We start from the raw sequence: 26610 nt of genomic DNA, 5'->3' as shown, positions 1-26610 counted from the left end.
CTCTCCCGCTTGCGGGGGAGGTCGCGGCGCGAAGCGACGCGGGTGGGGGCTCTCTCCTCTTGGGGAGCGTCGCCCGTGGCGATACCCCCTCCCCAACCCTCCCCCGCAAGCGGGAGAGGGAGCACACTGCCGTTGCCGATAGAGCCCGGCCTCGTCATGCATCAATGCGTCAATTCCTTCATCGCGCCTTCCAGCCCCTCGATCGTGATCGGGTACATGCGGTTGGCGAAGATGCGTTTGATGATGGTGGTCGATTCCGAATAATCCCAATGCTTCTGAGCGACCGGGTTCAGCCACACTGCATGCGGATAGGTGCGGATGATGCGGTCCAGCCAGACCGAGCCGGGCTCCTCGTTGACGTGCTCGACCGAGCCGCCGGGCACCATGATCTCGTAAGGGCTCATCGAGGCGTCGCCGACGAACACGACCTTGTAGTCGTGCGGGTATTTGTGCAGCACATCCCAGGTCGGGGTGCGGTCGGTGAAGCGGCGCTTGTTCTGCTTCCACACGCCTTCATAGAGGCAGTTGTGGAAGTAGAAATACTCCATGTGCTTGAACTCGCTCTTCGCGGCCGAGAACAGCTCCTCGACCTGCTCGATATGCGCGTCCATGGAGCCGCCGATGTCGAAGAACACCAGCAGCTTCACCGCATTGCGCCGCTCGGGGCGCATGTGCACGTCGAGATAGCCGTGATTGGCGGTCTCGCGGATGGTGGTGTCGAGATCGAGCTCGTCCGGCGCGCCGGTGCGAGCGAATTTGCGCAAGCGACGCAGCGCCACCTTGATGTTGCGGATGCCGAGCTCGACATTGCCATCGAGGTCCTTGAACTCGCGCTTGTCCCACACCTTCACGGCGCGGTTGTTGCGGTTCTTCTCCTGGCCGATGCGCACGCCCTCGGGATTGTAGCCATGGGCGCCGAACGGCGAGGTGCCGGCGGTGCCGATCCATTTGCTGCCGCCCTGGTGCCGGCCCTTCTGCTCCTCGAGGCGCTTCTTCAGCGTCTCCATGAGCTTGTCCCAGCCCATGGCCTCGATCTGCTTCTTCTCTTCTTCCGTCAGGTATTTCTCGGCGAGCTTCTTCAGCCACTCCTCGGGGATCTCCGCCTTCTCCATGGCGTCGAGCAGGTTTTCCAGCCCCTTGAACACCGTGCCAAACACGCGGTCGAACTTGTCGAGGTTGCGCTCGTCCTTCACCAGCGAGGCACGCGACAGATAGTAGAAGTTCTCGACCGTGTAATCCGCGAGGTCGGCGTCGAGCGCCTCCATCAGCGTGAGGTATTCGCGCAGCGTCACGGGGACCTGCGCATCGCGCAGAGAGGTGAAGAATTGCAGGAACATGGGTGACAGATTGCCCGTCGGGGGGCGAACGTCAAGGGGCGGCACTTCACCTCTCCCATCGGGAGAGGTCGGCGCGTAGCGCCGGGTGAGGGGTTTCGCTCTCTCGTGGGACTGGCGCCCCCTCACCCGATTTGCTCCGCAAATCGACCTCTCCCCGCTGGGGAGAGGTGAAGTGCGACGCGCCGATTCACCGTGGACCCCGGTGCTTTTTGCTCTAGAATTGACGGCCTCACGGGGTTGTTTGGGGGACGTTTGCAATGGGAATTCTCGCAGCACTCATCATTGGCGCGATCGCGGGCTGGCTTGCGGGCAAGATTGTCCACGGGGCGGGATTTGGACTGATCGGCAACATCGTCGTCGGCATCATCGGCGCGCTGGTTGCGAGCTGGGTTCTGCCGCAGCTCCATATCGGGCTCGCCACCGGCACGTTCGGCGCCATCGTCGATGCCACCATCGGCGCGGTGATTGTGCTGGTGATCCTTTCGCTGATAAAACGGGTCTGAAAGCCTGACCGAACCAGGAACGGCCGCCGCGAGCGGCCGTTCGCTTGTCGCGACGGGGCCACAGCCTCTCGCCGACGATGACCCAAGGACACGCAATGAAATTTACCGGCACCAAGGACTATGTTGCGACCGACGATCTCAAGGTCGCCGTCAATGCCTCGATCGTGCTCGAGCGCCCGCTGCTCATCAAGGGCGAGCCCGGCACCGGCAAGACGGTGCTGGCGGAGGAAGTGGCCAAGGCGCTGAACGCGCCGCTTCTGACCTGGCACATCAAATCCACCACCAAGGCGCAGCAGGGCCTCTACGAATACGACGCGGTGTCGCGCCTGCGCGACAGCCAGCTCGGCGACGCGCGCGTCTCCGACATCAAGAACTACATCAAGCGCGGCAAGCTGTGGGAGGCTTTCACCGCCGAGCAGCGCCCGGTGCTCCTGATCGACGAGATCGACAAGGCCGACATCGAATTCCCGAACGATTTGCTGCTCGAGCTCGATCGCATGGAATTCCATGTCTACGAGACCGGCGAGACGATCAAGGCCAAGCAGCGCCCGATCATGATGATCACCTCCAACAACGAGAAGGAGCTGCCGGACGCCTTCCTCCGCCGCTGCTTCTTCCACTACATCAAGTTCCCCGACGCCGACACGATGGGCCAGATCGTCGACGTCCATTTCCCCGGCATCAAGAAGCGCCTGGTGGAAGAAGCGCTGCGCATCTTCTTCGAGGTGCGCGAGGTCCCCGGGTTGAAGAAGAAGCCGTCGACCTCGGAGCTCCTGGACTGGCTCAAGCTGCTGCTCAACGAGGACATGAGTGTCGAGCAACTCAGGGAGCGCGACCCGCGAAAACTGATCCCGCCGCTGCACGGCGCGCTGCTCAAGAACGAGCAGGACGTGCATTTGTTCGAACGGCTGGCGTTCTTGAGCCGACGGGAAGTGTAGGCTTCGTGTCCCGGACGCGCTGCAGCCTCGGCGATGCGGAGCATCGTCCTGGAAACGCTGCTGCGCAGAGCCGGGACCCAGAAGGCGACACGATATACTGCGGCTATATGGGCCCCGGCTCTGCACTGCACCGCACCGGACGATGCTTCGCATCGCCGGAGGCGTTGCGCTGCGTCCGGGGCACAAGCGCGGGGTTGGTGCGCAACTCTCTCCACGTCATTGCGAGGAGCTCTTGCGACGAAGCAATCCAGGATCCCTCCGCGGAGAGATCTGGATTGCTTCGCTGCGCTCGCAATGACGGAGCATGAGGCGCCTTCCGCTCTGTTCCCGTCGGCATTTTGAACTGCAGACACACCATCGCAGTCTCGCGGCGCATTGCGCCCGAGCTTTGCTTTGAATCCTCGCCCTCAAGGAAAGAGGGCGCAGGGAAGGCCGGGCGCCGACTGGCACCCGCGGTCTGCCGCGCGAAAAGCACACGCGAAAAAGACCGCACAGCAGCATACAGGTGTCGCCGAACGCTCGGCCTTCCCTGCGCGATGGTCGGACGGCTTATGCCGTGCTCTCCCGGGAGCCGAACTTTCCTTTGGCCTCCCTCGCCGTTCCAATTGGATGATGCCGTCTGCCCGGTTGGACTCGCGCACATCTCCGCAAAGGCTTGACCGTGGCAACGACGGTCAGGACCACACGGTTTTGCCGTACGCAGCACATCCGGCTTCGCCAATAGGCTTCGCCGGACTTCAGCGCCGCTCGTCCGCACGAAGCCTCGGGCTCACAGGGACACCCCGCCCTGCCCGCGCCTCTCGCGCACGACGCTGCCGCGTCCACCGCAACCCGGCCCGCGTTTCGAACGACTCGCGAACCGCCCCTCTTCGTCGGGCCGGGCTGTTTCGATGTATGCCGCAATTCCGAATTTCGGTAAAGTGGAATATTTTTGCGGGAAGGGGTTGACGAGGTAAGGAGGTGTTTTGCCCGACGGGTCTCAGGAGCAACCGCTTCACGAACCGCTCGCCAGCGCATTCTCGAATGTGCCTGCGATGACGTTGAATAGCTCGACGAGAGCTCTGATGCCGAGAACATATTCGAGATCGCTGCCCCATCGTGCGTACAAATCCGCCCCGGGGACGAGCCGGCCCAACACTGCGGCCCCCTCGGTCTCGAATGCGTATTTTGGCTCGCGCACGTGGACGATGCGAAACTTGAGCGGAGACCACATGCGAAAGACGTTTCCGCCGAGCCACACGCCAATTTCGAAGACGAGGCAGCCGCCGACCTTCTTCTGCCATCGATTCCGGGAGCGGCCTTCAAATCCCAGGTCACCGCAGAATTGTTCGAGGAAGGGAATGACGTCCTTCTTCGTTCGAATTCCACCGGCGGCGTCAATGCGCAGACGCTCGGCTTCCGTCCTCTGCAACCTGCTTAGAACGGCCATCCGGTTCTCGCGGAACTCCTGGTTCTCATAAACTTTCCGAAGGTGCTCGAACACGCATCTCACGAGTGGCGGATTGACGAATGGCGGCTCAACAAAATCTCTGGCGGCAAAGAGCTCGTCCAGGAAGGCGGAGCGATATTTCGGCATGATGACGAAGGTTCGTCCGTCGGGATTGCCCTGTCCAAGCGTTTGCATCGTTTCGAGAGCGACCTCGTCCCAATATCGGTGGAGCAGGTCCGAGCACTCCGCTCCGCAGAATTGAATGAGCTCGTCCTGCCCCGCTTTGTGGAGCGAGAACCCGAGCGCCTCGAACGCAGCTTGCGTCGGCTGGCGGCCGGGCCATTTTGTCACGATATCAAGAAGCGGATGATCTTCCATGAATTGCAGCCGGGACAATGGTCACGTCTCGTAGGGTGGGTCAGCATCACCGTATCCCACCTCTTTCCTCTCCGCGTCGGCAGAAGCGGTGGGTTACGCCAGCGGACTGCGCTTCGCGCAGCTGCCCGCTAACCCACGAAAATCTCACGCCACCGCGGCATCCGGGATGCGCGCGGCTTCCATCGGCGCCTTGCCGCGGATCAAATCGGAGGCGCGGTCGGCGATCATCATCGTCGACGCGTTCAAATTCGCCGAGATCATGCGCGGCATGACCGAGGCGTCGATGACGCGGAGGCCTTCGAGGCCGTGGACGCGGAGCTGGTCGTCGACGACGGCCCAGGTCGAATCCGCCGGGCCCATGCGGCAGGTGCAGCCGGGGTGGAAGGTGGTGGTGCCGCGCTCGGTGGCGGCTTGCAAGAATTCGTCGTCGGTGTTGACGTTAGGGCCGGGGAAATCCTCGTAGGCGTAATAGGGCGACAACGGCGCGGACTTCAAAAGGCGCCGCGCGAGCTTCATGCCGCCGACGATGACGCGGCGGTCGAGCTCGGCATCGAGATAGTTGGTCTGGATGATCGGCGGTGCGAACGGATCGGACGAGCGGATGCGGACATAGCCGCGGCTCTCCGGGCGCTGCTGCCAGGACGCCACGGTCATGCCGGGCTCGTCCTCGAGCTGGCCCTGCACGCCTTCCTTGTAGGACGCCGGCGTGAAGGTGAGCTGGAGGTCAGAGCTCTCGGCGCTCTCGCCGGAATGCCAGAAGCAATAGACCATGGTCGGCGACAGCGAGAGCAGGCCGCGGCGCGCGGTCGCCCATTTCAGCGCCTCGATCCACAGCGAGAAGCCGCGGCGAAGCTCGTTGATGGTCTTGATGTCTTTGACGCGCGCCACCGTGCGCGGGGCATAGTGGTCCTGCAGGCCCTCACCGACCGGCAGCGCGTGACGCACCGCGATGCCGTGCTGCTGCAGCAGATCGGGCGAGCCGACCCCGGAGAGCTGCAAGAGCTGCGGCGAATTATAGGTGCCGCCGGAGAGGATGACTTCCTTGTTGGCGCGCACCTCCACCGGCGTGCCGCCGCGGCCGCCCTTGGTGTAGCGCACGCCGACGGCGCGCTTGCCCTCGAAGATGATCTCGGTCGCGTGCGCATGGGTGTGCACATGCACGTTGGGCCGCTTCATCGCCGGTTTGAGGAACGCGGTCGCGCCGGAGACGCGCAGGCCGTTGTTGATGGTGCGCTGGCAGTAGGAGACGCCTTCCTGGGTCTTGCCATTGTAGTCGGGATTGCGGGGAATACCGAGCGAGACCGCGCCTTCCATGAAGGCTTCGCACAGCGGGTCGCGCCACTCCATGGTGGTGACGGTGAGACTGCCTTCGCGGCCGCGATAGGTGTCCTCGCCCTCGCCCACGCGTTTCTCCAGCCGGCGGAAGTAGGGCAGCACGTCGGCATAGCCCCAGCCGCGATTGCCCATCTGCGCCCAGGTGTCGAAATCCATCCGCTGGCCGCGGTTGTAGATGTGGCCGTTGATCGAGGACGAGCCGCCGAGCGTCTTGCCGCGCGGCGCATAGATGCTGCGCCCACCGGTCCAGGGCCCCGGCTCTTGCTGGTAGGCCCAGTTGATGCTCTTCATGTGGAAGGTCTTGATGAAGCCCGCCGGCAGATGGATGTAGGGATGCCAGTCGGACGGGCCGGCTTCCAGCACGCAGACGCTGGTGTTGGGGTCTTCGCTCAGCCGGCTGGTGAGCACGCAACCGGCAGAGCCCGCGCCGACGATCACATAATCAAATCTGTCCATGATGAATCGCGTCCTTAGCGCGCAATCAGTATTGATCGAATGGTGCTGGCCACAAGCACGCTCCACCTCTCCCGCTTGCGGGGGAGGTCGGCGCGAAGCGCCGGGTTGGGGCTCTCTCCACGCGGGGAGTCCCACCGCGGAGACACCCCCTCCCCAACCCTCCCCCGCAAGCGGGAGAGGGAGCGCAGCTCGATCGCGGATACATCGAACTCAGTCTCGTGCTCATCGCTAGCGCGGCTTGTCGTTGAGTTGAAATTCCAGATGCGTCTGCACCGTCGGCCATTCGGCGGCGGTGATGCTGTAGACCACGGTGTCGCGCAGCGTGCCGTTCGGCGCGACCTGGTGGCTGCGCAGGATGCCGTCCTGCTTGGCGCCGAGGCGCTCGATGGCGCGGCGGCTCTGGTGGTTGAAGAAATGCGTGCGGAATTCGACCGCGATGCAGTTCAGCGTCTCGAAAGCATGGCGCAGCAGCAGCAATTTGCACTGCGTGTTGAGCGGGCCGCGCTGCGCGCTCTTGCCGTACCAGGTCGAGCCGATCTCGACGCGGCGGTTGGCGGCATCGATGTTCATGTAGGTGGTCATGCCGACGACGTTGCCGCCGGCGTCGAACACGGTGAACGGCAACATCGAGCCCGCGGCCTGCAGCCCGAGGCGCCGGTCGATCTCCTTGGCCATGTTCTCCGGCAGCGGGATCGCGGTGTACCAGAGCTTTGACAGCTCGCCGTCCTTGACGGCCGTCACCAGCCCGTCGAGATGCTGATGCGACAGCGGCTCGAGACGGGCGTGCTGTCCACGCAGGGTGATGGGATCGGGCCAGGGCATTTGAGGTCTCTCCTTACGTCACTGTGCGCCGAGGCATTCCGGGTGCCAGATCCTCATCCTGAGGAGCGCGGAACGCGCGTCTCGAAGGATGAAGGCCCGGCTGGTGGCCTCGCCCTTCGAGACGCGCGCGAAGGGCGCGCTCCTCAGGGTGAGGGTCTGAGAGTTACCTCGCCTCCCGCACAATGACGGCTTGGCTCACTTGTTCAAAAAATTCAACGGCAATCCGCTGCGCGGCCAGTCCATGGCGACCAGCTCGCCCTTGCCTGACAGCGTGATGTAGGCCGTCTTCAGCTCGGGGCCGCCGAAGGCGATGTTGGTGGTGACGCGGTCGCCGGTCGGGACCTGCTCGACCAGCGTGCCATCGGGTGCGATCACCGAGATGCAGCCGGAGACGAGGGTGGCGACGCAGACGTTGCCGCCGGCTTCCACCGCGAGAGAGTCGAACATCTGGTAGCCGCCGAGGCCGCAGATCGGCTTGCCGCGCTCGCCGCGATAGATCACGTCGCGCGGCTTCAGCGTGCCGGGCGCGGAGAGCTCGTAGGCCCACAGCCGGCCGGTCGGCGTCTCCGCGATGTAGACGGTATTCTCATCCGGCGACAGCCCGATGCCGTTGGCCGGCAATATGCCGTGCACGATCTCGACGAGCTCGGTCATCCCGGGCTTGAGGTAGTACATGCCGCCGACGTCCATCTCGCGCGCGCGGCGCTTGCCGAGATCGGAGAACCACAGGCCGCCCTGCTTGTCGAACACCAGATCGTTCGGCCCGCGCAGATCGTGCTCGCCGCATCTGGTGACGACGGTCTCGACCTTGCCGGATTGCAGATCGACGCGCTGGATCGAGCCGCCGAGGTAATCGTCGGGCTGCGGGCCCGGCATGATCATGTTGCGGGTCGGGATCCAGGAGAAGCCGCCGTTGTTGCAGATGTAGATCTTGCCGTCGGGCCCGAGCGCGGCACCGTTCGGGCCGCCCGGAATCTTCGCGACGATCTCCTTGCGGCCGTCGGGATAAACGCGCGTCAGGCGCTGGCCGCGGATCTCCACCAGCACCACCGAGCCGTCCGGCATCACGACCGGCCCTTCGGGAAATTCGAGGTCGGTGGCGAGAACGCGGACGTCAGACATTGGGGACCCTCCCGGCTGCTTGTTATGGCTTGCACGGGATGTCCGGCACGGGCCCCACACGCAAGATTTGCCTGCGGTTATGACAAAGTCGCCTCGGCTTGCCAAGCAAGCGGGATGGTATGCCAGCGTTGCGGAAGCCCTAATGCTTCACCGGCAGCCAGATCTCGAAGCCACCATTCCCGGTTGCGGGATCGAAGGCCTCGTCGTAGCGCTCGAAGCTCGGCGCGTCCGCGGCGGTCAATCCCGAGGCGGGCAGCCATCGATTCCAGATCGTGTTGACGGTGCGGCGGATCGAGGCGACGTGCTCGGTATGCGTGAACACCGCATAGCGCTGCTCGGGAATGCGGATGCGGGCGAAGCGTCGCGGCAGGTCCGAGAACTCGGCGACCTCGACGCCCGCGATGTAGTCGAAATTGCCGGAATCGTCGCCGTTGCAGCAGACGCCGTAGGCGACCTGTCCGACCCTCGATGGAATATCGGCGACCTCCTGATGAAAGCGGTGCCACAGGCCGGGGATGACGGCGCCGTTGTCGCAGGAGATGCGCTCGCCGGGACCGGCGACGAGCAACGCCCGCTCGGTCTCGAAACGCGGCGGGGCGAGATGGTCGAGCATGGTGGAGTCCATGAGGATCGGCTCCTGAAGCTTGAGGTCATTGACGCACATCGCCGCCCTGACCGCTTCGGGCGTGGTGCCGAATTGGTCGCGGAACGCGCGGGTGAAGGCTTCGTGCGAGCCGTAATCGGCCTCCAGCGCGACACTGAGGATGTTCGGCGCGCCGTTCGCGAGAAGACGCGCCGCCTCGGTCAGCCGCCGCGCGCGGACGTAGCGCATCACCGGAAGGCCGGTGGCTGCGGCAAACGCGCGCACGATGTGGAACCGCGACACGCCCGCGATCGCAGCGATCTCGTCGAGCGTCATCGGCTCGGCCAGATGGCTCTCGATATACCAGAGCGCGCGTTGGGCAGGGTTCATAGCGGCTCAACCCTCGTTCGAAGCGTGACGATGATGCGCCCTCAGCGCCGGCTTCGCTTGATCGGCATTGCTGTCCTCGCGTGAGGATAGTCCGGGATTAGCCACTGGCAACGTCCCGGCGTTCGCGGCTAGACTGTTTCGAACCGCTCACGAGAAAGAGGAACCCCACGTCATGGACATCACCGATGTGCGGGCACACCATATCCGCATCCCCTATGACGCCGGTGTCGCGAGCTTTCGCCAGGGCGCGTCCGCGATTACCGCGCTCGACATGGTGCTGGTCGAGGTCATCACCGATGCCGGGCTGACCGGCTGGGGCGACGCCTTTGCCTATGTCTGCCCGCGCACCGCGCGCAGCGCAGTCGAGGAGATGATCGCACCGCAGGCCCGCGGGCTGAAGGTGCCCGATGCGGCCGGCATTCCCGCTGCCATGGAGCAGATCCAGCGCAATCTGCATCTGTTCGGCCGCTACGGCATCACCATGTTCGCGATCTCAGCGCTCGACATCGCGCTGTGGGATTTGGCGGCGAAGGTGCAGGGTGTGCCCCTGCATCGCCTGCTCGGCGAGACCAGGCGCACGGCCATTCCCGCCTATGCGAGCCTGCTGCGGATCGGCTCGCCCGACAACATTGCGGCCGAATGCAGGAAGGCGCTCGCGCTCGGCTATGGCGCGATCAAGCTGCACGAGACCACGGCGCCGGCGGTGTTCGCCGCCCGGGAGGCGATCGGGCCGACCGTTCCGCTGATGGTCGACATGAACTGCCCGCTGACGGCCGAGCAGGCGATCGCGTTCGCCACGACATGCCGCGACGCACGGCCGATGTTTCTGGAGGAGCCGGTCTGGCCGCCGGAGGATTTCGCCGCGCTCGCCGAGGTGCGCAGCAAAGGCGGGCTCGGGATTGCCGCCGGCGAGAACGCCTGCACGGAATATCAATTCCGCCAGATGATGCAGGCCGGCGCGGTGAGCCACGCCCAGCCGTCGGTGACCAAGGTTGGCGGCATCACGGAATTTCTGAAGGTCGCGGCGCTCGCAGATCAGCTCGGCGTCAAGATCGTTCCGCACTCGCCGTATTTCGGTCCGGGCCTGCTCGCGACGCTGCACCTTCTGGCGACACGCGACGACGGGCTGGTCGAAATGTTCTATCTCAAGCGCGAAGCCTGCCTCTGGGGCGGCCGCGCGGACAGCGATGCCACCGGCCATGTCGCGGTGCCCGCCGGCGTGGGGCTCGGCTATGAGCCCGATCGGGGCGTGATGGAGCGATATCGCGTGGCGTGATCGGCGCGCTTATTTCGCGTCCTTCGCTGCCGGCGCGTCCTGCTTCTTCTTTAGATCATCGGCCGTCTTCGCCTGGGCGGCCTGGAGATCGCCGAGCGTCTTCTGCAGGCCGGCGAGGTTCGTCTTCAGCGCATCGATCTGGCGGTTTGCTGCATCCAGCTTCTGCTGATTGTCGAGCGCGAGCTTGGTGATCGTTTTCTGCAGGAAGTCGACATTGCTCTGCAGGCAGCTGGTGCGCCGCTCCATGGTCTTCTCGACCGTGCAGATCTCGATACCGGGCACGTCCTGCGCGTGCACCTGCGCATTCGCCAGCGTTGCGAGCAGCAATATCGCGAAACAAATGCCGGCGTTTCGAAGCAGCATGAAAAGTTCCTCGGCCGATCGATCACGGCAATGTGCGCTGTTTGCGCACAGCCACTCTAGGCTACCACACTCGCACCGCATTCTCGCGTTGAGCTTGCATCGTTCCCTTGGACGGGGAACGATGATCCGCACGCGGAAGAAGTGGGCGCTCGTTCCGCGGCTTTGTTTAGGGGAGATTTTTGGAATGGCAACGCGCGATAGACGACTGGCGGAATTCGACGGCGCCGGAGAACCACCGCCGGGCCTGGCGCTCGAAGTGCTGTGCGAGGACCACAGCGGAACGTACCAACTGCCGTTCGCCTGCCGCTATGTCGAGGGACGCTGGCAGAACCACGAGGCCGGCATCGCGGTCGAAGCGACCGTCATCGGCTGGCGCCTGCCGCGCGTGAGGCAGCGCGGGGCCGCCTGACGCCCATATTTGTTCCAAAATGCAACGGGGCCGCGCTCCGTCTTAACCTTCGGAACGCGGCCCGAACGAATCACGTCCGAATCAGCCGAATGGACGCGTACGCAGCTGTTCACGGCTAGATGTCGACGTGGCTTGGCCGGCGCGTACAATATCTGCGCAGCGCGGTGGATGGCCCACGCCTCGCACGGGCGCCAAAGGTTAATCGCGACAAGGACATAGCGCTCAAGTCGCTGTGGTCGGTCCCCGCCCCCGAAACAGGCAGGGCCAGGCAAGGCCTGCCTAATATTCGACCTCGAGCTCCTCGATCTCGGCCGGCTCTTCCCTCGCCGCCGCGATCCATTCCTTCATCTCATCCATCGCCATGATGCTGTCGGCGTAGGCCTTCAGCTGCGGCTCGAGCTTGACGTCATAGGTGACGAAGCGCGTCACCACGGGCGCGTACATCGCATCCGCCATGGTTCGCCGCTCGCCGAACAGGAACGGGCCGCCCGACCTGTCCAGGCAGTCGCGCCAGATCGACCAGACCCGGTCGATGTCGGCCTGCGCGCGCGACCAGATCTTGAAGCCGGGGAAACGTCCTTTCAGATTCACCGGCAGCGAGGCGCGCAGCGTGGTGAAGCCGGAGTGGATTTCGCCCGAGATCGAGCGGCAATGGGCGCGCTGCACGCGGTCATCAGGTAGCAGGCCGGCTGACGGCATCGCCTCGTTGAGGTATTCGGCGATCGCCAGCGTATCCCACACCACGGCACCGTCGTGCCGCAGACACGGCACCAGGATCGACGACGACAGCAAGAGGATTTCGGCGCGCGCCGACGGATCGTCCGGCGCGGTGACGATTTCCTCGAAATCGAGCCCGGAGAATTTCGTCAGCAGCCAGCCGCGCAGCGACCAGGACGAGTAGTTCTTGCTGCTGATGGTCAGAGTCGCCTTCGCCATATGGCCATTCCCTCACGCCTGGGCGCGCACTGCCGCGCGTGCGTGCCCCGTCCTTCCCGCCCAAAGAGCAGCAAGCGACGTGCCAATTTTCCCGGCGGTCCGGCTCCCATCTGGCTTCGATATTGCATCACGAAGGGGGGACAGGTGGGCACTTCAGTATGATGTCGATGTATTATCAGGCCTTTCAGAACCAGATGGACCTGACAGCGCCGTGGCGGGCGGGGGCCTCGTCCGCGCTCAAATTCCTCAATCTGGTGCCGCAGGGCATGTCGGACCAGGTCGTCGGCCGTCTCTCGGCGGCGCTGGAGCTGATCTCGCGCTCCACCCTCACCTATCATCGCCCGGCCTACGGCATCGACAGCGTCATGGTCGGCAATCGCGAAGTCGCCGTCACCGAGGAGGTCGCCTACGCGACACCGTTCGGCTCGCTGCTGCACTTCAGGAAGGACGGCGTGACGGAGCAGCCGCGCATGCTGCTGGTGGCGCCGATGTCCGGCCATTTCGCAACGCTGCTGCGCGGCACCGTGCAGACGCTGCTGCAGGACCACGACGTCTACATCACCGACTGGCACAATCCGCGCGACATTCCGCGGAGCGAGGGCCGCTTCGGGCTCGACGACTACACCGAGCATCTGATCGATTTTCTCGGACAGCTCGGCCCGCGCCCGCACATGGTGGCGATCTGCCAGCCGTCGGTGTCGGCGCTCGCGGCCGCCGCGATTATGTGCGAGGACAACCATCCCTCGCGCCCGGCGACGCTGACGCTGATGGCGGGGCCGATCGACACCCGCATCCAGCCGACCAGGGTCAACGACTTCGCCAAGAGCAAGCCGATCGAATGGTTCGAGCGGAACCTGATCAACTACGTGCCGATGCAGTGCCGCGGCGCGCTGCGGAAAGTCTATCCCGGCTTCGTGCAGCTCACCGCCTTCGTCTCGATGAACCTCGAGCGCCACATCAAGCAGCACATGGATCTCGCCAACCACATCGCCAAGGGCGAGAACGACAAGGCCGCGACCATCAAGACTTTCTACGACGAATATTTCGCCGTGATGGACCTGCCGGCCGAGTTCTACATCGAGACCGTGCGCGACGTGTTCCAGGAGCACCTGTTGCCGCAAGGCAGACTGATGCATCGCGGCCGCCCGGTGAACACCAAGGCCGTCAGCCGCATGGGGCTGATGACAGTCGAGGGCGAGAAGGACGACATCTGCTCGATCGGCCAAACGCTCGCCGCGCAGGACCTCTGCACCGGCGTGCGCGCTTATCGGCGCGTACACCACATGCAGGCCGGCGTTGGCCATTACGGCGTGTTCTCAGGCCGGCGCTGGAATAACGAGATCTATCCGCTGCTGCGGGATTTCGTGCACGTGAATTCGTGACACCACGCCGCGGCGCGCTGGAATTGCTCTTCAAGCCCGTATCGAGCCGGGCCACGCGACGACTTGCCCTGACATCACCATGCGGTTGCGTCCGCCCTCCTTGGCGGCGTAAAGCGCCTTATCCGCAGCCGCTATCAGCGACGAGCAATCCGCCTTGTCGCCGAACGAATGATGTGTGGCGCCACCAATACTGAGGGTGACCTGCCTGGATGACGGGTTGAGCGCATGCAGGATGCCGAGGTCCTCGATCGCCTGCCGGATTCGCTCACCGACCTGCTCGCAACCTCCTGCGTCGGTATTCGGCAGCAGCAAGGCGAATTCCTCACCACCGTACCGGGCCGCCACGTCTGCCGGCCGTCTGGCCTGCTGCGCCAGGACCCCCGCGATTGAGCGGAGACATGAATCGCCCGCTTGATGCCCGTACCGGTCGTTGAAGCTCTTGAAATGATCGACGTCCATCAGCAGCAGTGACAGAGGCGTTCCTTCCCGCCTGGCCCGGTCCCATTCCGCCTCCAGCCGCTCGTCGAAGTGTCTGCGATTTGCCAAGGCCGTCAGGCCGTCCGAACTGGCGAGAGCCGCCAGCCTGTCCTCCAGATCCTTGCGTTCGGTCATGTCGCGCGAGATCGCCACCACGCCGTTGATGTGCCCACTCTGCGCACTCCTCGTGACGCGCAGTGCAGTTTCGACCCAGATCTCTTCCTTCTCACGATGACGGGTGCGATACGTGATTCTCGCCTCCTCGGCTTCGCCGTTCATCAATGCGGAGAGCGTTTGCTCAACCCGGGCCAGATCCGCGGGATTGATGCCGGCGAGGGCTGATGTATTCACCAGTTCGTTCGGAGCCCAGCCAAGGATTCGAGCGGTGGACGGCGACGCATAGAGGATCCGTCCATCGACTGCGACGCGCATGACCATGTCTCCCGACTGCTCTGCAAGGAGGCGAAAATCCGCCTCCTTGGCAACCAGGGCAGCGGCCATCTTCTGCCGCAGGTGCAACTGGCGCACCAGAAAGAGCCCGGCAACACCGAGCCCACCTGTCAGCGCCAGGACTGCGGCAATGCGCGTCAGCGCCGCTCTGCGCCAGGGGGCCAAGACGTCATCTTCTGATTCCGTAGCAACGAGGAGAACGGGGTAGCGGCTGCTGAGTTGATAGAAGCTCAGACGCCGAACGCCGTCGAGAGGCGACGTGAAGTAGTAGACGCCCGCAGCCGGCCGCTCGCGAATAGTCTTGAAAAGCGGAGCACTCGACAGATCGCGGCCCGTGTATCCGTTGTCCGGGGTACGCGCGAGGACAATGCCTCCCGCGGTCGCCAGAGCGATTGAACCGTTCCGGCCAACGTCGAACCCGCGATAGAATTGCAGAAAATAGTCGACATCGATCGTCGTAAGGGCAACTCCGGCAAAACTGCCGTCAGGATGGTTGAAGCGCCGTGACGCGGTGATGATCCATTGACCGCCCGATCTACTCTTCACCGGATTCCCAATGAAGGTCCCCCGGTCCGCCACGGCACGATGATGCTGGAAATAATCTCGGTCGCTGTTGTTGAGACGGGCGAAATCCACTGGCTCGCTGGTTGCGAGCCAGCGGCCGGTCTCGTCGTAGATAAATACGGCGCGGATCCGGTTCGCGGCTTTGCGTCGGGTCAAAAAGGTCTGAATCTTGGCGATTGCCGCTGGCCCGGCTCCCTCCAGTTCGAGTTGACCAACCAGCACATTCAGAACGGTGTCCGCGAGTTCGAACGTGTCGTCCGCGTGTTGCGTCAGCGACCGGGCCAGATTAGCCACGTCCGTTTCGGAACCCTTCAGCACCGCCAGTCGCGAGGACCATTCCCGCCAGCCGCTGAGCGCGACAATCGCCATACAGGCGACCGCCACGAATGCCGAGACCCAGAACGTGAGACGCCCCTGGCGAACATCACTACGGTGATAGATCAAGAGATGTTCCCTCCACCCCAGCCCCGTAAACGCCTTGGGCTAAGGGATAGTTGCTCGTTCCGGTTGAGTTTCTGGCAGGGCTTCGGAAGACTGACGGCATCGATGAGCGGCTTGACCGTCGATCGATAACCCATCGACCGGTCGGGCGAGAAGGACACCACAGCAATCAGCCCGACTTGACGGCCTCGCTCAACGTGCCGGCCACTCGGCCAAGTGAGGCTCAGTGAAACTGGCGGGATGCAGGCCTCGGACTCCGGCAAGATGTGCCAGATCGTCGATCCGCGGTTGAGGCCGAATGACCAGGCTCTCTGCCGGCAACCGGATCGGCGGCGGCGAAAGCGGTGTGGGCTTCGCGCCAGTTGTAACAATTTGAGGCAACGGCACGGCCATTGACCAGATGTTCTTGAGCATCGCCCTGTTCACGGAGCATGCGACGACACCGTTCTCTTTCAGACGGGCGACGGTAAAGAGCTTGCGAATCAGCAGGTCTCGTTCAAGCGATTGCGGCAAATGGAACTGCATCCCGACCAGCCGGCCTCGTTGCTGTACAATCATCGCGTCGATCCAGCCCACCTGCATGATGTGCACGCGCAGCGGTTCTCCAGCGCCGGAACAGTCAATGCCGGAGCCGAGAAGAACGCCAGCGCCAGAGAGGGAGATGTTGCTCACGCGCCCAGAAAGCCGTTCGCCGGCCCCAGTCTCGATCAAGACCGATTCATCGACGTCGAAACGCTCCTCGGCGCGTCCCATCCGGGCTTGCAGCGAGGTCATGCAGACGAAGAAGAGCACGACGACGTTCACCACCGACCAGAAGGCGACCATCGGTAAAGCGGCCGGATGATCGATCATCCGCCATTCCGGGATGGTGTTCAGAACCAGGCCGACAACCGTCAACGCCATCAGCGCCGCCGACGGCCAGAATATCTCCGCGGCGTAGCTTGCGCACCGCGCGGCAGCTCCCTTGGGCGTCACCTTGAACGCATGTCCCATCGGCTTGACGAGAGTCCCGAGCACCGTCGGCAGAATCTTGAAGCTCTGGATCGTCGCCGACACCTGAGCGGCGAGCGGAAAGTGCACGTGCGGCGCAAACCAGGAGATGCCGCCGTTGAGCGCCAGGATCGCGGGGAACAGGTAAAAGAAGACCGCCTCGGGGGTGACGTCGGCGACAGGCGCTAGACCGGTCCACATGAACACGATCGGAACCACCACGACCATGAGCGCTCGCAAGCCCAATGAGAGCCAATGAGTCGGAAAGAACAGAAGCCGATGCATCAAGCCCAGTCCGGGGCCGAGCGGGCCGGCGGCGAGATACAGAGTCTGGATCGCACCACGCGCCCAGCGTTGCCGTTGCACGAAAAACGCGTCAAGGCTTTCCGGCGCCAATCCAATCGCCAATGGCTCGTTGAGATAACGGGTGATGTACCCTTTGCGCAGCAGGACCAGCGTCAGCAGAATGTCTTCGGTAATGGACTGGGTCGGCAAGGCATCCCCGACCACGCGAAGTGCTGCACGACGCGTGACGGAGTTGGAACCACAACAAAAGGCACCATCCCAGCCGTCGCGCGCGGGCATGATGGAATCGAAGAAGAACCGTTGCTCGTCCGGTAATCCCCTGTGCAGGCCGAGATTCGCCTGCATCGGATCCTCGTTGTAAAAGGTGTGCGGGATCTGAACGATTCCGATCTTTGGATCCGCGAAGAAGCCGATCGTGCGCATCAGGAATTTGCACTGCGGCACGAAGTCCGCGTCAAAGATCGCAAAGAACTCGCCGCTCGTCTGCATCAGCGCATGATTGATATTGCCGGCCTTGGCATTCAGGTTGTCGGCGCGCGTGAGATACCCGGCACCCTTTTCCTCGCAGAGTTTCTTGAGCCAAGGCCGGCGACCATCATCCAGAACCCAGACCTGGAAGTTTGGATAGTCCAGACACAACGCGCCGGTGATCGTCTTTTCCAACACCTCGAACGGCTCGTCATAGGTTGGAATAAGGACGTCGACCGATGGCAGCTCATCATGCGGCAGGCTGCGAAGCCGACGCTCGTGCTGATCCGCCTCACTGCGGCGATCGGTCCTGCGAAGGAAAATCAGATAAAGAATAAACTGATCCGTGAAGGTCAGTAGCTCAACGAAGAGACAGAACCAGATCCAGTAGACCTGATACCAAGTGCCGGTTGCCGGCAGCACCGTGGTGAAAATACGCCATTCGAGATAGCGAGCCACGACAAGCCAAACCGCGGCAAAGACCGCGACACGTGCCCAGAGGCGCGCGACCGGAAAGGTCGGCGCCAACAGGTACATCGCCGCAAAGATCCCCACCATCGGCGCGAACAGCTGAGAGAGAGACAGAGTCATGGCCTGCATGGAACACCTCGCTCACAGCGACGACTGGTCGAGCTCCAGGCGCGCGGTCAGCCATTTCAACTTCGAGCTGACCAATCGTAGCAAGCCGTCGGCTCTGCGCTCGAAGCGCACTTCGGCCAGCCGTCCGATGTCGCAGGAGCCATTGCGGTCGGCCCACGCTTCGTTGGGGGGAAGCGATATCTCAACGGTAATGTTGCCCGGATCAGGCCGCGGCACCCGAGCCGCAAGCAGTCGATCGTCGGCGTAAGCAGCCGATCCGCGGACTTGCCGGACCAGGCCGGTCTTCCATTCGCCGCTCCCAATCAGGCGGACGGTAGCCGCATCTCCGGCCTTGATCTTCTCGAAATCGCGCTCGGGCAGTTCAACGACAATGAATCGGCGTTGGCAGTCTGCAAAATCGAGGACCGATTGCCCTTCCGTGACCATCGAGCCGGGGCTGGCCGCGACCGACCAGACGACATGGGCGGCAGGCAACGACAGATCGTAGTGATCGAGACGATCAAGCCGAGCGCGCTCCTCGGCGATTTCCGCGGCCAGTTGCGCAGAACGTGAGCTGTTTTGCAACTCGTCCGTCTCGAGCTCCTGGCGGCGGAGAACAAGCCGCTCGCGTTGCTGCTGGGAGTAGGGCACGTCATTGGCATCGCCACGAAGATAGAGACCTTTCTCCGCCGCCCCCAACTCGGTCTTGAGGCGCTGCAGGCGTTCATCGGCCATCCGGCACCGCGTTGCGGTTGCCTCCTGCGAGGCCTGGGCCTCGCCGGAGCGGATCTGCGAACTGATGCCGAGCTTCACGAGCCTCTCCATCCGGCCCGCGACATCGTTCCGCTGCCGTGCCTCGGCGAGACAGCCGCCTTTTTCAACTTCCGTTTCGCCGATTTCGTGGCTCAGGCGCGCGACCATCCCCAAACGATAGTCCTCGCTGCGCTCGCCGAGCTTGCGATCGAGCCCGGCGATCTCCTCGAGTTGCCGACGTGCGAGCTCGGCGCGTTTGGTGGACACGGCAAGCTGCTGATCGAGGTCCATGAGGTGTCGGCGATCCGGCGAACGCGCCCCGACCATCGGCACCACCCGGCTCTGCTGGAAATATTCGCCCTTGCGTGGAAGATCAGGCGAGAGCTGACCCGCGAACGGTGCAGTCACCCGCATGAGCTCGGCATTGACAAAGGCGGAGGGAGCGATTCGGTAGGTCACATACGGCAACAGGGCCCATCCGCTCAGCGCGATGATCCCGAGCGCCAGAGCTCTGCGAACAACCCGGCTGCGAATGAAACGTTCGACGTGCAAACGGACCACGACTGGATCTCCAATGGGCTTTGGTCGCTGCGCCTGCCGCAGCGAAGGCAAACCAATCGTCGGGCGTTGGGATGAAGTTTGCGCCTTGAGGCAAGGAGCAATCCGACAACATTGCCGCCAGCCGAAATCAGGATTCGCCACCGCGGCAGACTCGCCTTCGCAACCACGAGAAGCATACCTAGGATTCACCACATCAGGTTAAGCTGTGTCAAAACCGGATAACTACGGCTGCCGAGTCGAGGATCAGGATATCGTCCCATTCCGGCTTGAAGTCGGCGCGGCGCTTGCGGCGATCGAATGGCGCGGCTAACGCCCATTCCCAAGCAGCTCTTTCGCTTCCAGGACTTCGGGAAGATTTCGCTCCGCATCGAATTCGGCGAGCACAGGAGCGAGCACTTCAGAGACCGCACCAGCTCGGCCATTTGTCTTGTACAGGCGTGCAAGTTCAAGAGCCCCGCGCAGCTCGAAAGTCCTGGTCTGCTGGTGTCGCGCGATGTCCAGCGCGCGCTTGAAGGCTTCTTCGGCACTGGATTCGTCCGAAGGATCCTGGCGCGATACAAGTTTACCGCGGACACGATGCAACTCGGCATCGAGCCAATGCTGGCCGGATTGTTCCGTCCCGGCGATCGATTCGTCCAGGATTTCCAGCCCGGTCCCGACTTCGCCCACCTCTGCATTCGCCAGGGCGACATGCATTCCCCAGAACGGTTCGCAGAGGTAGCAGTCGTTCTCGTGCAGGAAGGCCCAGCCGTGACGCATGTCCGCCAGTCCGGCCATTCGGTCGCCGGCACGCCACTTGGCGAGGCCATTCAGGTAGGTGCCCGCGGCCACGTACAGCGGCATCGTGTGGTCGCGCGCGAGGCCGAGCGCCAGGATCGTCTCTGTTTGCTGCAACATGCCCCCGCATACCCCGTCGAACACAGCGCGATGAACCAGCGCGTTGGCCTGGGACAGCGCCCGTTTTTCGCCCGGAGCACCCACCGCTTCCGCGGCGAGCTTGCGCGCACGAGCGGTGCTACCGAGCGGCCAGAGCACCAGGGCAAGAAATCTCATGATCACGAAAGGCAGATCCAGCGCAGACGCCCTGAAGGTCGCGGGATCCGGTTCGGCACCATAAATCCCCAGCGCCCGCTCAAGATGCGTTCTCGCATTCAAGTAATCGCCCTCGAACCAGCAGGTGACGCCGCCCGTCCAATGGGCGACGACGGCGGCCACCGGCGAGTCCGGTCGTCGGTCAGCGGCGCTCCTGATGGCGTCCGCCAGCTCCCGCATCGGAGCGAGTTCGCCGTGGGTCAGGCAGGCATTGAAGAGCCCCGACTGCACCGGCGCAAGTTCAACGGGATCATCGATGTCGGCTGCGAACTGGCGCGCACGCGTCCATGCCGCGACCGTCTCTGGAGCGCTGTGGCCGAGGCTGCCCCGCAAGGCACGGCCATATGCGATCTGAAGATGCAGCCTGCTCATGATCCGGCGGGAATCATCAGGCAACTGATCGGCGGTCGCAATGGCCTTGCCGAGATGCGCGATCGCCTCGGAATAGGCCGAGCGTTTCAACGCCTGCTGGCCCGCCTTGCGCCACCATTCGAGGGCCGTCTCGCTCAGCCCCGCCTCAGTGAAGTGGTGCGCCAGAACTTCCGGTTCGGTCTCGGCGATTGCTGGAAACTTCTCGCGCAGAACTTCGCCAATGCGGGTATGAAGCAGCTGCCGTTTGCTCTTGAGCAGACTCTCGTAGGCCGCCTCCTGAACAAGGGCGTGCTTGAAACTGTAATTTGCTTCGGGCGGCGTGCCACGACGCAACAGCAGTTCGGCCTCTTCAAGTTGTCCCAACGCAGCGTTCAGCGTCAGATCGTCGCGTCCCGCCACGGTTTTCAGCAGTGCGTACGAGAAGTCACGGCCAATGGCGGCGCCTATCTGCGCGACCTCCTTGACCGGAGCGAGCCGGTCGAGCCGCGCCATCAGCGAATCCTGCAGCGTCGCGGGGATAGCAAGCGGCGGGAGCGGACTATTCAGGCGGTAGCGCCCGGCATCTTCGACGAGCAGCCCGGACTCCAGCACCATCTTGGTCAACTCTTCGACGAATAGCGGTATGCCATCGGTCTTGTCGATGATCTGCTTCATCATCTCGCGTGGCAGCTGGCGACCGACGACCACCTGCTCGACCAGCGCGCGCGTGTCCTGCCGATCGAGCCGGTCGAGCCGCAACAGACTGACATTGGCAAGGCCCGACCAGGAGGGCTCGAACTCCGGCCGGGACGTCAAGAGCACGAGTATCTGCAGGCCCCTGATCCGATCGACCGCGAGATCGAACAGTTCAAGTGTCGTCGCATCGGCCCAGTGCATATCCTCGCAGATGATCAGCAGAGGCTGGTCTCGCGCCAATCCCTCGAGCTGATCGAGAAGGGCGGCAAATGTCTGTCGCCTCTGCTGCGCCGGGCTCAAGCCGAGTGGCGGGCAATGGTCGCCGGTCGGAATCGAGAGCAGGGCCGCAATGAGTGGCGTGGCCCGGGCGACTTGCCGGGTTCCTATTGCCAGCATCGCCTCGAGCTTGTCGAGCTTTTGTTCTGGCGTGTCGTGGGAGCGGATTCCGGCGGCGCGCTCGAGCTGCGCGACAAAGGGATGAAGTGCGCTGTTGGTGTGGTAAGGCGAACACTGATATCGCACGCGACGGTGCGTCCCCAACGAGGGGCTCTCGGACAGCATTGCCACGATGCGCGACTTGCCGATGCCCGCTTCGCCGGAAATCAATACGATCTGGCCCTGGCCCTGCCATGCCTCCCGCTGGCGCGAGAGAATGAACTCGATCTCGTCCTTGCGGCCGACAAAGCCGATCGAGCGCGCGGCGCGGACCGCCTCGAAGCGACTCTCCGATGAGGTCGCTCCTTCCACCGCCCAGACCGCGATGGGTTCGCCTATCCCCTTGACCTCGCGGCGACCGAGATTGCGAAAGGTGAAGAGATCGCCAAGCAGCCGGCGCGTCGACGAGGCAACGACGACCGCCCCCGGCTCGGCCAGGCTTTGAAGCCGAGCAGCGAGGTTTGGTGCATCGCCGATGGTTGCGTGCTCCTCCGATGCATCTCCGCTGATGAGATCGCCGACCACCACAAGCCCGGTCGCAATTGCGATCCGCAGTTCAACCCGTTCGCCGGCGCCTGTCTTGAGCTGGCGAATCGCAGCGATAATATCGAGGCCCGCTCGCACTGCCCGCTCCGCATCATCTTCGTGGGCGCGCGGATACCCGAAATAGACGAGTATTCCGTCACCAACGAACCTGGCTATCCTGCCGTCATAAGCGGCAATGACGCTCCCGCAGGCGGCGCGGTACGCCCGGATCACTTCCCACAGATCCTCGGGATCGAGACGCGCCGAGAGCGCCGTCGAGCCGACCAGATCGCAAAACATGACAGTGAGGTGGCGACGCTCGGCGTCGTGAGGCGGAGTCGGCGATGCGATCAACGCGGCTGGATCAAGGTCGGCAATCGCACGCAGCATTTTGCGGCGATGCCCGAGCAGGACTCCGAGCTTGTCGAAGTCCTCGACCATCAGCTCGGGAAGGACGCCCATGTCGATCCCATTTTGGACAAAACGCTCTGCGTATTGCCCAAGCCCCAGCTTCTCGAGCCACTCCGCAATCTGCATTGGCTCCACCGATCGTGTGGTTGGCGGTTAGCAGAATTTTGGACCACGGCGCGCAGGGACAATATCCCAACCCCACCATGATGGCACGTCTTGTTTGTCGCGCGAAAATTTAGGTTACTCGATACCGACACGTTTTTCGACCGGGACACTGCTCGATGCGAACGGCTGCGCTACCAAACATCGCCCGCGCGCAGCGTTAGATGGCAGAGGTTGCGATGAGTCGTCGCTGCTCACTGCAGACCTGAAGCCGAACCAACACTGCGGCTTGTGCGCACATACGATGCCAAGTGCACGTTTTCCGTGAGGCGCACTTTTATCGTTGCTCGTTCGTGGGCGCATCGGAGCTGCGAGTCATTGCACCCGCCGCAACTTGAAGCGAAGAACCAACCACCCAACAGCCGGCAACAAAGCCTATCAGGCCGTTAGGCAGGTTTTGATCAAGGACAAGGATGCTGACGGACAGCGTAGCGGCAATCGCCGCGCTGAACGTTCCAGCCGCACTCATGAGCTCAGCCGGCTCAGAACCATTCCATTCTTCCGAGATGTTCGATGTCGCCCTTCGTGCGACATTGCCGGACAAATCAATCCCGACATAATAGCTGAGAGCTCCATAGAGCATTGTTATCAGCACGATCCAGCCGCTTTCAAACATTCCGCCTTTCTGACGCAACAGGGTCGCACCCACGTAGAGGCCACAAGAGGCCCCAACGGCTGCCAGCCCAATTCTTTCAAGAAGGTGGGCCGACTTGATCAGGCTGGAACGGGCGATCCGAAGACTGCCGACCTGCCTTCTTAGGGAAAAGGCGCTGGAAATTGCGCTGCTAATCTTCATTGGGGGCTCCTCTGAGTAAGTAGCAGCCTACCGGCCGACCCCGACTAGAAGCTGCCAGGACGCGTTTCTCGATGCCCTTGATTCCAATTTCTGAAAGATCTGTGTTGAGTGATGGGGTTGGCTTGCTCGTGACCAGGACGAGAGCCAATCCAAAGCTGCGAGCACGCGGCTTCGCAGGCATTTGCATCTCACCCGTGTCTGCCAGTTGGCTCCAGGTGCGACAATTTCTTGCGGGAGTGATAGCTCGAAAAGAGAGTGATGGAATATGAGGCGGTTCACATGCCGCAGTTCCCTCTCGCTCCATCCAGTCACAATTTCAGGAGGACAAATCCTCATCGTCGCGCCACCCCTCCCCCCAAGAGGAGAGAACCCTCACCCGGCGCTGCGCGCCGACCTCACCCGCAAGCGGGAGAGGTAAAAGGAGCTCTTGGCTAGACCGGTGTTCCCATCACCATCACGCCCTCAGTAACCGCGAGTGCGATCGACACGCCCCGGCAACTCCTCGCCGCGACGGTGACGGTCGATGACATCGAGCACGAAATCGACGGCCGTGTCCGGCGTCGTCATGCTGGCATTGTGCGGCGTCAGCAGGATGCGCGGATGGCTCCAGAACGGATGTCCCTCAGGCAACGGCTCGGGTTCGGTGACATCGAGCACCGCGCCTGATAGCGCACCGCTGTCGAGGGCCGCGAGGAAATCGGCCTCAATGAGATGCGGTCCACGTCCGACATTAACGAGGGACGCACCGTGCGGCAGGCGCGCGAACAAATCCGCGTTGAGGATGCCGCGGGTCTCGTCGGTCAACGGCAGCAGGCAGACGAGAATGTCGCTCTGCGCGAGGAAATCTGGCAGCGCGTCTGCACCCACGTGGCAGGTCACGCCCTCGATCTCACGCGCCGAGCGATTCCATCCCGAGAGCGGGAAGCCGAACACCTTGAGGCGTTCGAGCACGGCCTGGCCGAGCTGGCCAAGCCCCATCACGCCGACACGCCGCCGTTTCGCCGGCGTGATCCGGATCTCGCGCCAGACCTGCTGCTTCTGCTGATCGATGAAGTGCAGGAGGTCGCGATGCAGACCGAGCACGGCCATGGTGACGTACTCCGCCATGGTCTCGGCGATGCCGGACTCCAGCATGCGGACAAGCGGAATGTGCGCGGGCACTTTCGTGGCATCGAACTGATCGACGCCAGCGCCGACCGAGAAGACCAGCTCGAGATTGGGAAACGTCGTCGCGATATCGTCAGGCGGCACCCACGCAACGAGATAGCGGACGTTGGCGGGATCGCCGATGTCAGGCCAGAGCCGGAATGGGACGTCGGGCGCACGCTCCGCGAAGAAGCGCGCCCATTCGGCGCCGCGAACCATATTGGCCTTGTAGAGAACCGTCATGCGAGCCCTCAGAACGGGCTGACCGGCGCGAGCCGGCGGCCGTCGATCATGCGCTTGTGGCTGTAGGCGGCGGGATCGACCAGCGGCGTGGTGCCGGTCACGATGTCGGCGGCGAGCTTGCCTGCGGCGGGGCCGATGCCAAAGCCGTGGCCGGAGAATCCGGTCGCGAGGAAAAAGCCCGGCAAGGCGTCTACCGGCGAGATCACCGGGATCGTGTCGGGCGTGCAGTCGATGGTGCCGCCCCAGGCTTCCGCGATCTCGATGTCCTTCAATTCCGGGTTGGCCTTGATCAATGAGGCCAGCGCCGCATTCACCAGCGACATGTCGGGCTCGGGGTCGCGCACGCGCTCGGTCTCGAACGGCGACGGCTTGTCAAAGCTCCAGCTGGTGCCGCGCACGATCTGGTCGAAGAAAGACTTGCCGAACGAAAGTTTCAGCCCGTTCTTGCGATGAAGATAGGTCGGCCAGAAGGTGCGCGCATAGCGGAACAGATCGGGCGACAGCTCGACCGTGCCCCGGTTGCGCAGCGCCAGCGTGAAGCCGCCGTCGAGGCGGCGGCGGACGCAGTAGAGATCGGTGCCCAGCGCGCCCGAGGTGATCTCCGGCCCCGGCGTGGTCCGGCAGGCCGTCGCATTGACGAGACCGATCGGCAGCTCGATGCCGTGACGGCGGCAGAACAGCGACGACCATGCGCCGCCCGACAACAGCACGGACCGGGTGCGGATGGTGCCCTTCTCGGTGACGACGGCGCTGACCTGCCCACCAGTCGTCTCCAGTCCCCGCGCGGCGCAGCCCTGATGGATGGTGACGCCGTGCTTTCGCGCGGCGGTGGCCAGCGCGGGCACGGCCATCGACGGCTCGGCACGCCCGTCGCTCGGCGTATGCAGCCCGCCGACCCACTGGTCGGTATTGCCCGGCATGCGCTCGGCAACCTCGGCCGGCGTCAGCACGGTCGAGTGAACCTGCATCTCGCGCGCGAGCGCGGCCCAGCGCTCCCAGCTCGCAAGCTCGTCCTTGCTCTTGGTCAGGAACAGCACGCCGGTGCGGCGGAAGCCGGCATCGACGCCGGCGTCGTTCTGCATGTCCTCCCACAGCCGCAGCGCCTCGCGAGCCAGCGGGATCTCCTCGCGCGCGCGGCCCTGCTGGCGGCACCAGCCCCAATTGCGGCTCGACTGCTCGCCGCCGACGTGGCCCTTCTCGACCAGCGCGACCGAGAGGCCCTTCTTCGCCAGATGATAGGCCGCGGAGACACCGATGACGCCGCCGCCGATGACGACGACATCGACCTGCGCCGGCAGGCGTTCGTCGCTGTTGATACGGTTGAGCGGCGGAGACATGGGCACTCCTGGAGTTCAGTTCGAACGAACACGCCTCAGTACAGCTGTCAATCGCATTGCTTGTATGCGCGCGCCTCCTTGCCATGCGATTCGCCCGCAGGTTGAGGCCAAAGAAAGGCTGGCGGCCGACACCACCGCAAATTGCCCCTCGACGCCGCCGCGCGGAGT

20 protein-coding genes are annotated in these 26610 nt (G+C 63.6%); 5 read left to right on the top strand and 15 right to left on the bottom strand.

All coding sequences use genetic code 11. The features are described 5' to 3' along the window. Nucleotides 1-161: 161 nt before the first annotated feature. Nucleotides 162-1337, bottom strand: a complete 1176-nt coding sequence (locus GGD62_RS21830) for a VWA domain-containing protein (RefSeq protein WP_183710245.1) — start codon at nucleotides 1335-1337, stop codon at nucleotides 162-164. Between the two features lie 257 nt (nucleotides 1338-1594). Here GGD62_RS21830 and GGD62_RS21825 point away from each other — a divergent pair, with 257 nt between their 5' ends. Both GGD62_RS21825 and GGD62_RS21820 read left to right on the top strand, forming a co-directional pair. Then, nucleotides 1595-1840, top strand: coding sequence for a GlsB/YeaQ/YmgE family stress response membrane protein (locus tag GGD62_RS21825; RefSeq protein ID WP_130365107.1), 246 nt, complete (start codon nucleotides 1595-1597; stop codon nucleotides 1838-1840). Nucleotides 1841-1935: 95 nt separating this feature from the next. Continuing rightward, nucleotides 1936-2778, top strand: coding sequence for a MoxR family ATPase (locus GGD62_RS21820; RefSeq protein WP_183710144.1), 843 nt, complete (start codon nucleotides 1936-1938; stop codon nucleotides 2776-2778). A 994-nt stretch (nucleotides 2779-3772) separates the two neighbouring features. On the opposite strand, the gene GGD62_RS21815 is transcribed toward GGD62_RS21820, so the two are convergent. The 5 genes from GGD62_RS21815 to GGD62_RS21795 form a co-directional block, all read right to left on the bottom strand. After that, complete coding sequence (locus GGD62_RS21815; RefSeq protein WP_246800192.1) at nucleotides 3773-4603, bottom strand: hypothetical protein; 831 nt, start codon at nucleotides 4601-4603, stop codon at nucleotides 3773-3775. 126 nt (nucleotides 4604-4729) lie between these two features. Beyond that, the gene (locus GGD62_RS21810; protein WP_183710142.1) at nucleotides 4730-6376 is read right to left on the bottom strand and encodes a GMC family oxidoreductase; all 1647 of its coding nucleotides are present in this window, start codon (nucleotides 6374-6376) and stop codon (nucleotides 4730-4732) included. A 228-nt stretch (nucleotides 6377-6604) separates the two neighbouring features. Continuing rightward, complete coding sequence (locus GGD62_RS21805) at nucleotides 6605-7198, bottom strand: GNAT family N-acetyltransferase (RefSeq protein WP_183710139.1); 594 nt, start codon at nucleotides 7196-7198, stop codon at nucleotides 6605-6607. Nucleotides 7199-7393: 195 nt separating this feature from the next. Beyond that, on the bottom strand, nucleotides 7394-8320 hold the full coding sequence (locus GGD62_RS21800; RefSeq protein ID WP_018318582.1) for an SMP-30/gluconolactonase/LRE family protein: 927 nt from the start codon (nucleotides 8318-8320) through the stop codon (nucleotides 7394-7396). 139 nt (nucleotides 8321-8459) lie between these two features. After that, a complete protein-coding gene (locus tag GGD62_RS21795; RefSeq protein ID WP_183710137.1) occupies nucleotides 8460-9293 on the bottom strand; it encodes an AraC family transcriptional regulator in 834 nt (277 codons plus the stop codon). Nucleotides 9294-9465: 172 nt separating this feature from the next. Between GGD62_RS21795 and GGD62_RS21790 the strand changes: the two genes are divergently transcribed. After that, nucleotides 9466-10569: a mandelate racemase/muconate lactonizing enzyme family protein gene (locus GGD62_RS21790; protein WP_183235071.1), complete on the top strand. Its 1104-nt coding sequence runs from the start codon at nucleotides 9466-9468 to the stop codon at nucleotides 10567-10569. Nucleotides 10570-10578: 9 nt separating this feature from the next. Here GGD62_RS21790 and GGD62_RS21785 read toward each other — a convergent pair whose 3' ends face one another. Continuing rightward, nucleotides 10579-10932 (bottom strand): hypothetical protein, encoded by a 354-nt coding sequence (locus tag GGD62_RS21785; protein WP_183235070.1) that lies wholly within the window; start codon nucleotides 10930-10932, stop codon nucleotides 10579-10581. A 184-nt stretch (nucleotides 10933-11116) separates the two neighbouring features. Between GGD62_RS21785 and GGD62_RS21780 the strand changes: the two genes are divergently transcribed. Further along, nucleotides 11117-11341, top strand: coding sequence for a hypothetical protein (locus GGD62_RS21780; RefSeq protein WP_018318578.1), 225 nt, complete (start codon nucleotides 11117-11119; stop codon nucleotides 11339-11341). Between the two features lie 279 nt (nucleotides 11342-11620). On the opposite strand, the gene GGD62_RS21775 is transcribed toward GGD62_RS21780, so the two are convergent. Further along, nucleotides 11621-12277: a glutathione S-transferase family protein gene (locus GGD62_RS21775; protein ID WP_183235069.1), complete on the bottom strand. Its 657-nt coding sequence runs from the start codon at nucleotides 12275-12277 to the stop codon at nucleotides 11621-11623. A 158-nt stretch (nucleotides 12278-12435) separates the two neighbouring features. Here GGD62_RS21775 and GGD62_RS21770 point away from each other — a divergent pair, with 158 nt between their 5' ends. Continuing rightward, on the top strand, nucleotides 12436-13659 hold the full coding sequence (locus GGD62_RS21770; protein WP_092253594.1) for a polyhydroxyalkanoate depolymerase: 1224 nt from the start codon (nucleotides 12436-12438) through the stop codon (nucleotides 13657-13659). A 30-nt stretch (nucleotides 13660-13689) separates the two neighbouring features. On the opposite strand, the gene GGD62_RS21765 is transcribed toward GGD62_RS21770, so the two are convergent. From GGD62_RS21765 to GGD62_RS21735, 7 genes are all read right to left on the bottom strand, one after another. Next, complete coding sequence (locus GGD62_RS21765; protein WP_246800211.1) at nucleotides 13690-15519, bottom strand: sensor domain-containing diguanylate cyclase; 1830 nt, start codon at nucleotides 15517-15519, stop codon at nucleotides 13690-13692. 264 nt (nucleotides 15520-15783) lie between these two features. Beyond that, on the bottom strand, nucleotides 15784-17955 hold the full coding sequence (locus GGD62_RS21760; RefSeq protein WP_183710133.1) for a glycosyltransferase: 2172 nt from the start codon (nucleotides 17953-17955) through the stop codon (nucleotides 15784-15786). 12 nt (nucleotides 17956-17967) lie between these two features. Next, a complete protein-coding gene (locus tag GGD62_RS21755; protein ID WP_312014273.1) occupies nucleotides 17968-19248 on the bottom strand; it encodes an HlyD family efflux transporter periplasmic adaptor subunit in 1281 nt (426 codons plus the stop codon). Nucleotides 19249-19554: 306 nt separating this feature from the next. Next, nucleotides 19555-22884, bottom strand: a complete 3330-nt coding sequence (locus GGD62_RS21750) for an adenylate/guanylate cyclase domain-containing protein (protein ID WP_183710131.1) — start codon at nucleotides 22882-22884, stop codon at nucleotides 19555-19557. A 313-nt stretch (nucleotides 22885-23197) separates the two neighbouring features. After that, nucleotides 23198-23716, bottom strand: a complete 519-nt coding sequence (locus GGD62_RS21745; protein WP_018318571.1) for a hypothetical protein — start codon at nucleotides 23714-23716, stop codon at nucleotides 23198-23200. A gap of 462 nt (nucleotides 23717-24178) precedes the next feature. Further along, entirely contained in the window at nucleotides 24179-25105 is a 927-nt protein-coding gene (locus GGD62_RS21740; RefSeq protein WP_183710130.1) for a glyoxylate/hydroxypyruvate reductase A, read from the bottom strand. 8 nt (nucleotides 25106-25113) lie between these two features. Then, nucleotides 25114-26442, bottom strand: a complete 1329-nt coding sequence (locus GGD62_RS21735; protein ID WP_183710129.1) for an FAD-binding oxidoreductase — start codon at nucleotides 26440-26442, stop codon at nucleotides 25114-25116. Between the last annotated feature and the right edge of the window lie 168 nt (nucleotides 26443-26610).

Origin of the sequence: Bradyrhizobium sp. ERR14, assembly GCF_014198235.1 — a bacterium.
Lineage (GTDB): Bacteria > Pseudomonadota > Alphaproteobacteria > Rhizobiales > Xanthobacteraceae > Bradyrhizobium.
The sequence above is the reverse complement of the archived record's forward strand: the minus strand, read 5'-3'. Positions and strand labels throughout refer to the sequence as shown.

Coding starts and splice junctions, on each gene's coding strand:
- GGD62_RS21830 (WP_183710245.1), bottom strand. CDS start 1,337: ATGTTCCTGCAATTCTTCACCTCTCTGCGCGATGCGCAGGTCCCCGTG.
- GGD62_RS21825 (WP_130365107.1), top strand. CDS start 1,595: ATGGGAATTCTCGCAGCACTCATCATTGGCGCGATCGCGGGCTGGCTT.
- GGD62_RS21820 (WP_183710144.1), top strand. CDS start 1,936: ATGAAATTTACCGGCACCAAGGACTATGTTGCGACCGACGATCTCAAG.
- GGD62_RS21810 (WP_183710142.1), bottom strand. CDS start 6,376: ATGGACAGATTTGATTATGTGATCGTCGGCGCGGGCTCTGCCGGTTGC.
- GGD62_RS21805 (WP_183710139.1), bottom strand. CDS start 7,198: ATGCCCTGGCCCGATCCCATCACCCTGCGTGGACAGCACGCCCGTCTC.
- GGD62_RS21800 (WP_018318582.1), bottom strand. CDS start 8,320: ATGTCTGACGTCCGCGTTCTCGCCACCGACCTCGAATTTCCCGAAGGG.
- GGD62_RS21795 (WP_183710137.1), bottom strand. CDS start 9,293: ATGAACCCTGCCCAACGCGCGCTCTGGTATATCGAGAGCCATCTGGCC.
- GGD62_RS21790 (WP_183235071.1), top strand. CDS start 9,466: ATGGACATCACCGATGTGCGGGCACACCATATCCGCATCCCCTATGAC.
- GGD62_RS21785 (WP_183235070.1), bottom strand. CDS start 10,932: ATGCTGCTTCGAAACGCCGGCATTTGTTTCGCGATATTGCTGCTCGCA.
- GGD62_RS21780 (WP_018318578.1), top strand. CDS start 11,117: ATGGCAACGCGCGATAGACGACTGGCGGAATTCGACGGCGCCGGAGAA.
- GGD62_RS21775 (WP_183235069.1), bottom strand. CDS start 12,277: ATGGCGAAGGCGACTCTGACCATCAGCAGCAAGAACTACTCGTCCTGG.
- GGD62_RS21770 (WP_092253594.1), top strand. CDS start 12,436: ATGATGTCGATGTATTATCAGGCCTTTCAGAACCAGATGGACCTGACA.
- GGD62_RS21765 (WP_246800211.1), bottom strand. CDS start 15,519: ATGGCGATTGTCGCGCTCAGCGGCTGGCGGGAATGGTCCTCGCGACTG.
- GGD62_RS21760 (WP_183710133.1), bottom strand. CDS start 17,955: ATGCAGGCCATGACTCTGTCTCTCTCTCAGCTGTTCGCGCCGATGGTG.
- GGD62_RS21750 (WP_183710131.1), bottom strand. CDS start 22,884: ATGCAGATTGCGGAGTGGCTCGAGAAGCTGGGGCTTGGGCAATACGCA.
- GGD62_RS21745 (WP_018318571.1), bottom strand. CDS start 23,716: ATGAAGATTAGCAGCGCAATTTCCAGCGCCTTTTCCCTAAGAAGGCAG.
- GGD62_RS21740 (WP_183710130.1), bottom strand. CDS start 25,105: ATGACGGTTCTCTACAAGGCCAATATGGTTCGCGGCGCCGAATGGGCG.
- GGD62_RS21735 (WP_183710129.1), bottom strand. CDS start 26,442: ATGTCTCCGCCGCTCAACCGTATCAACAGCGACGAACGCCTGCCGGCG.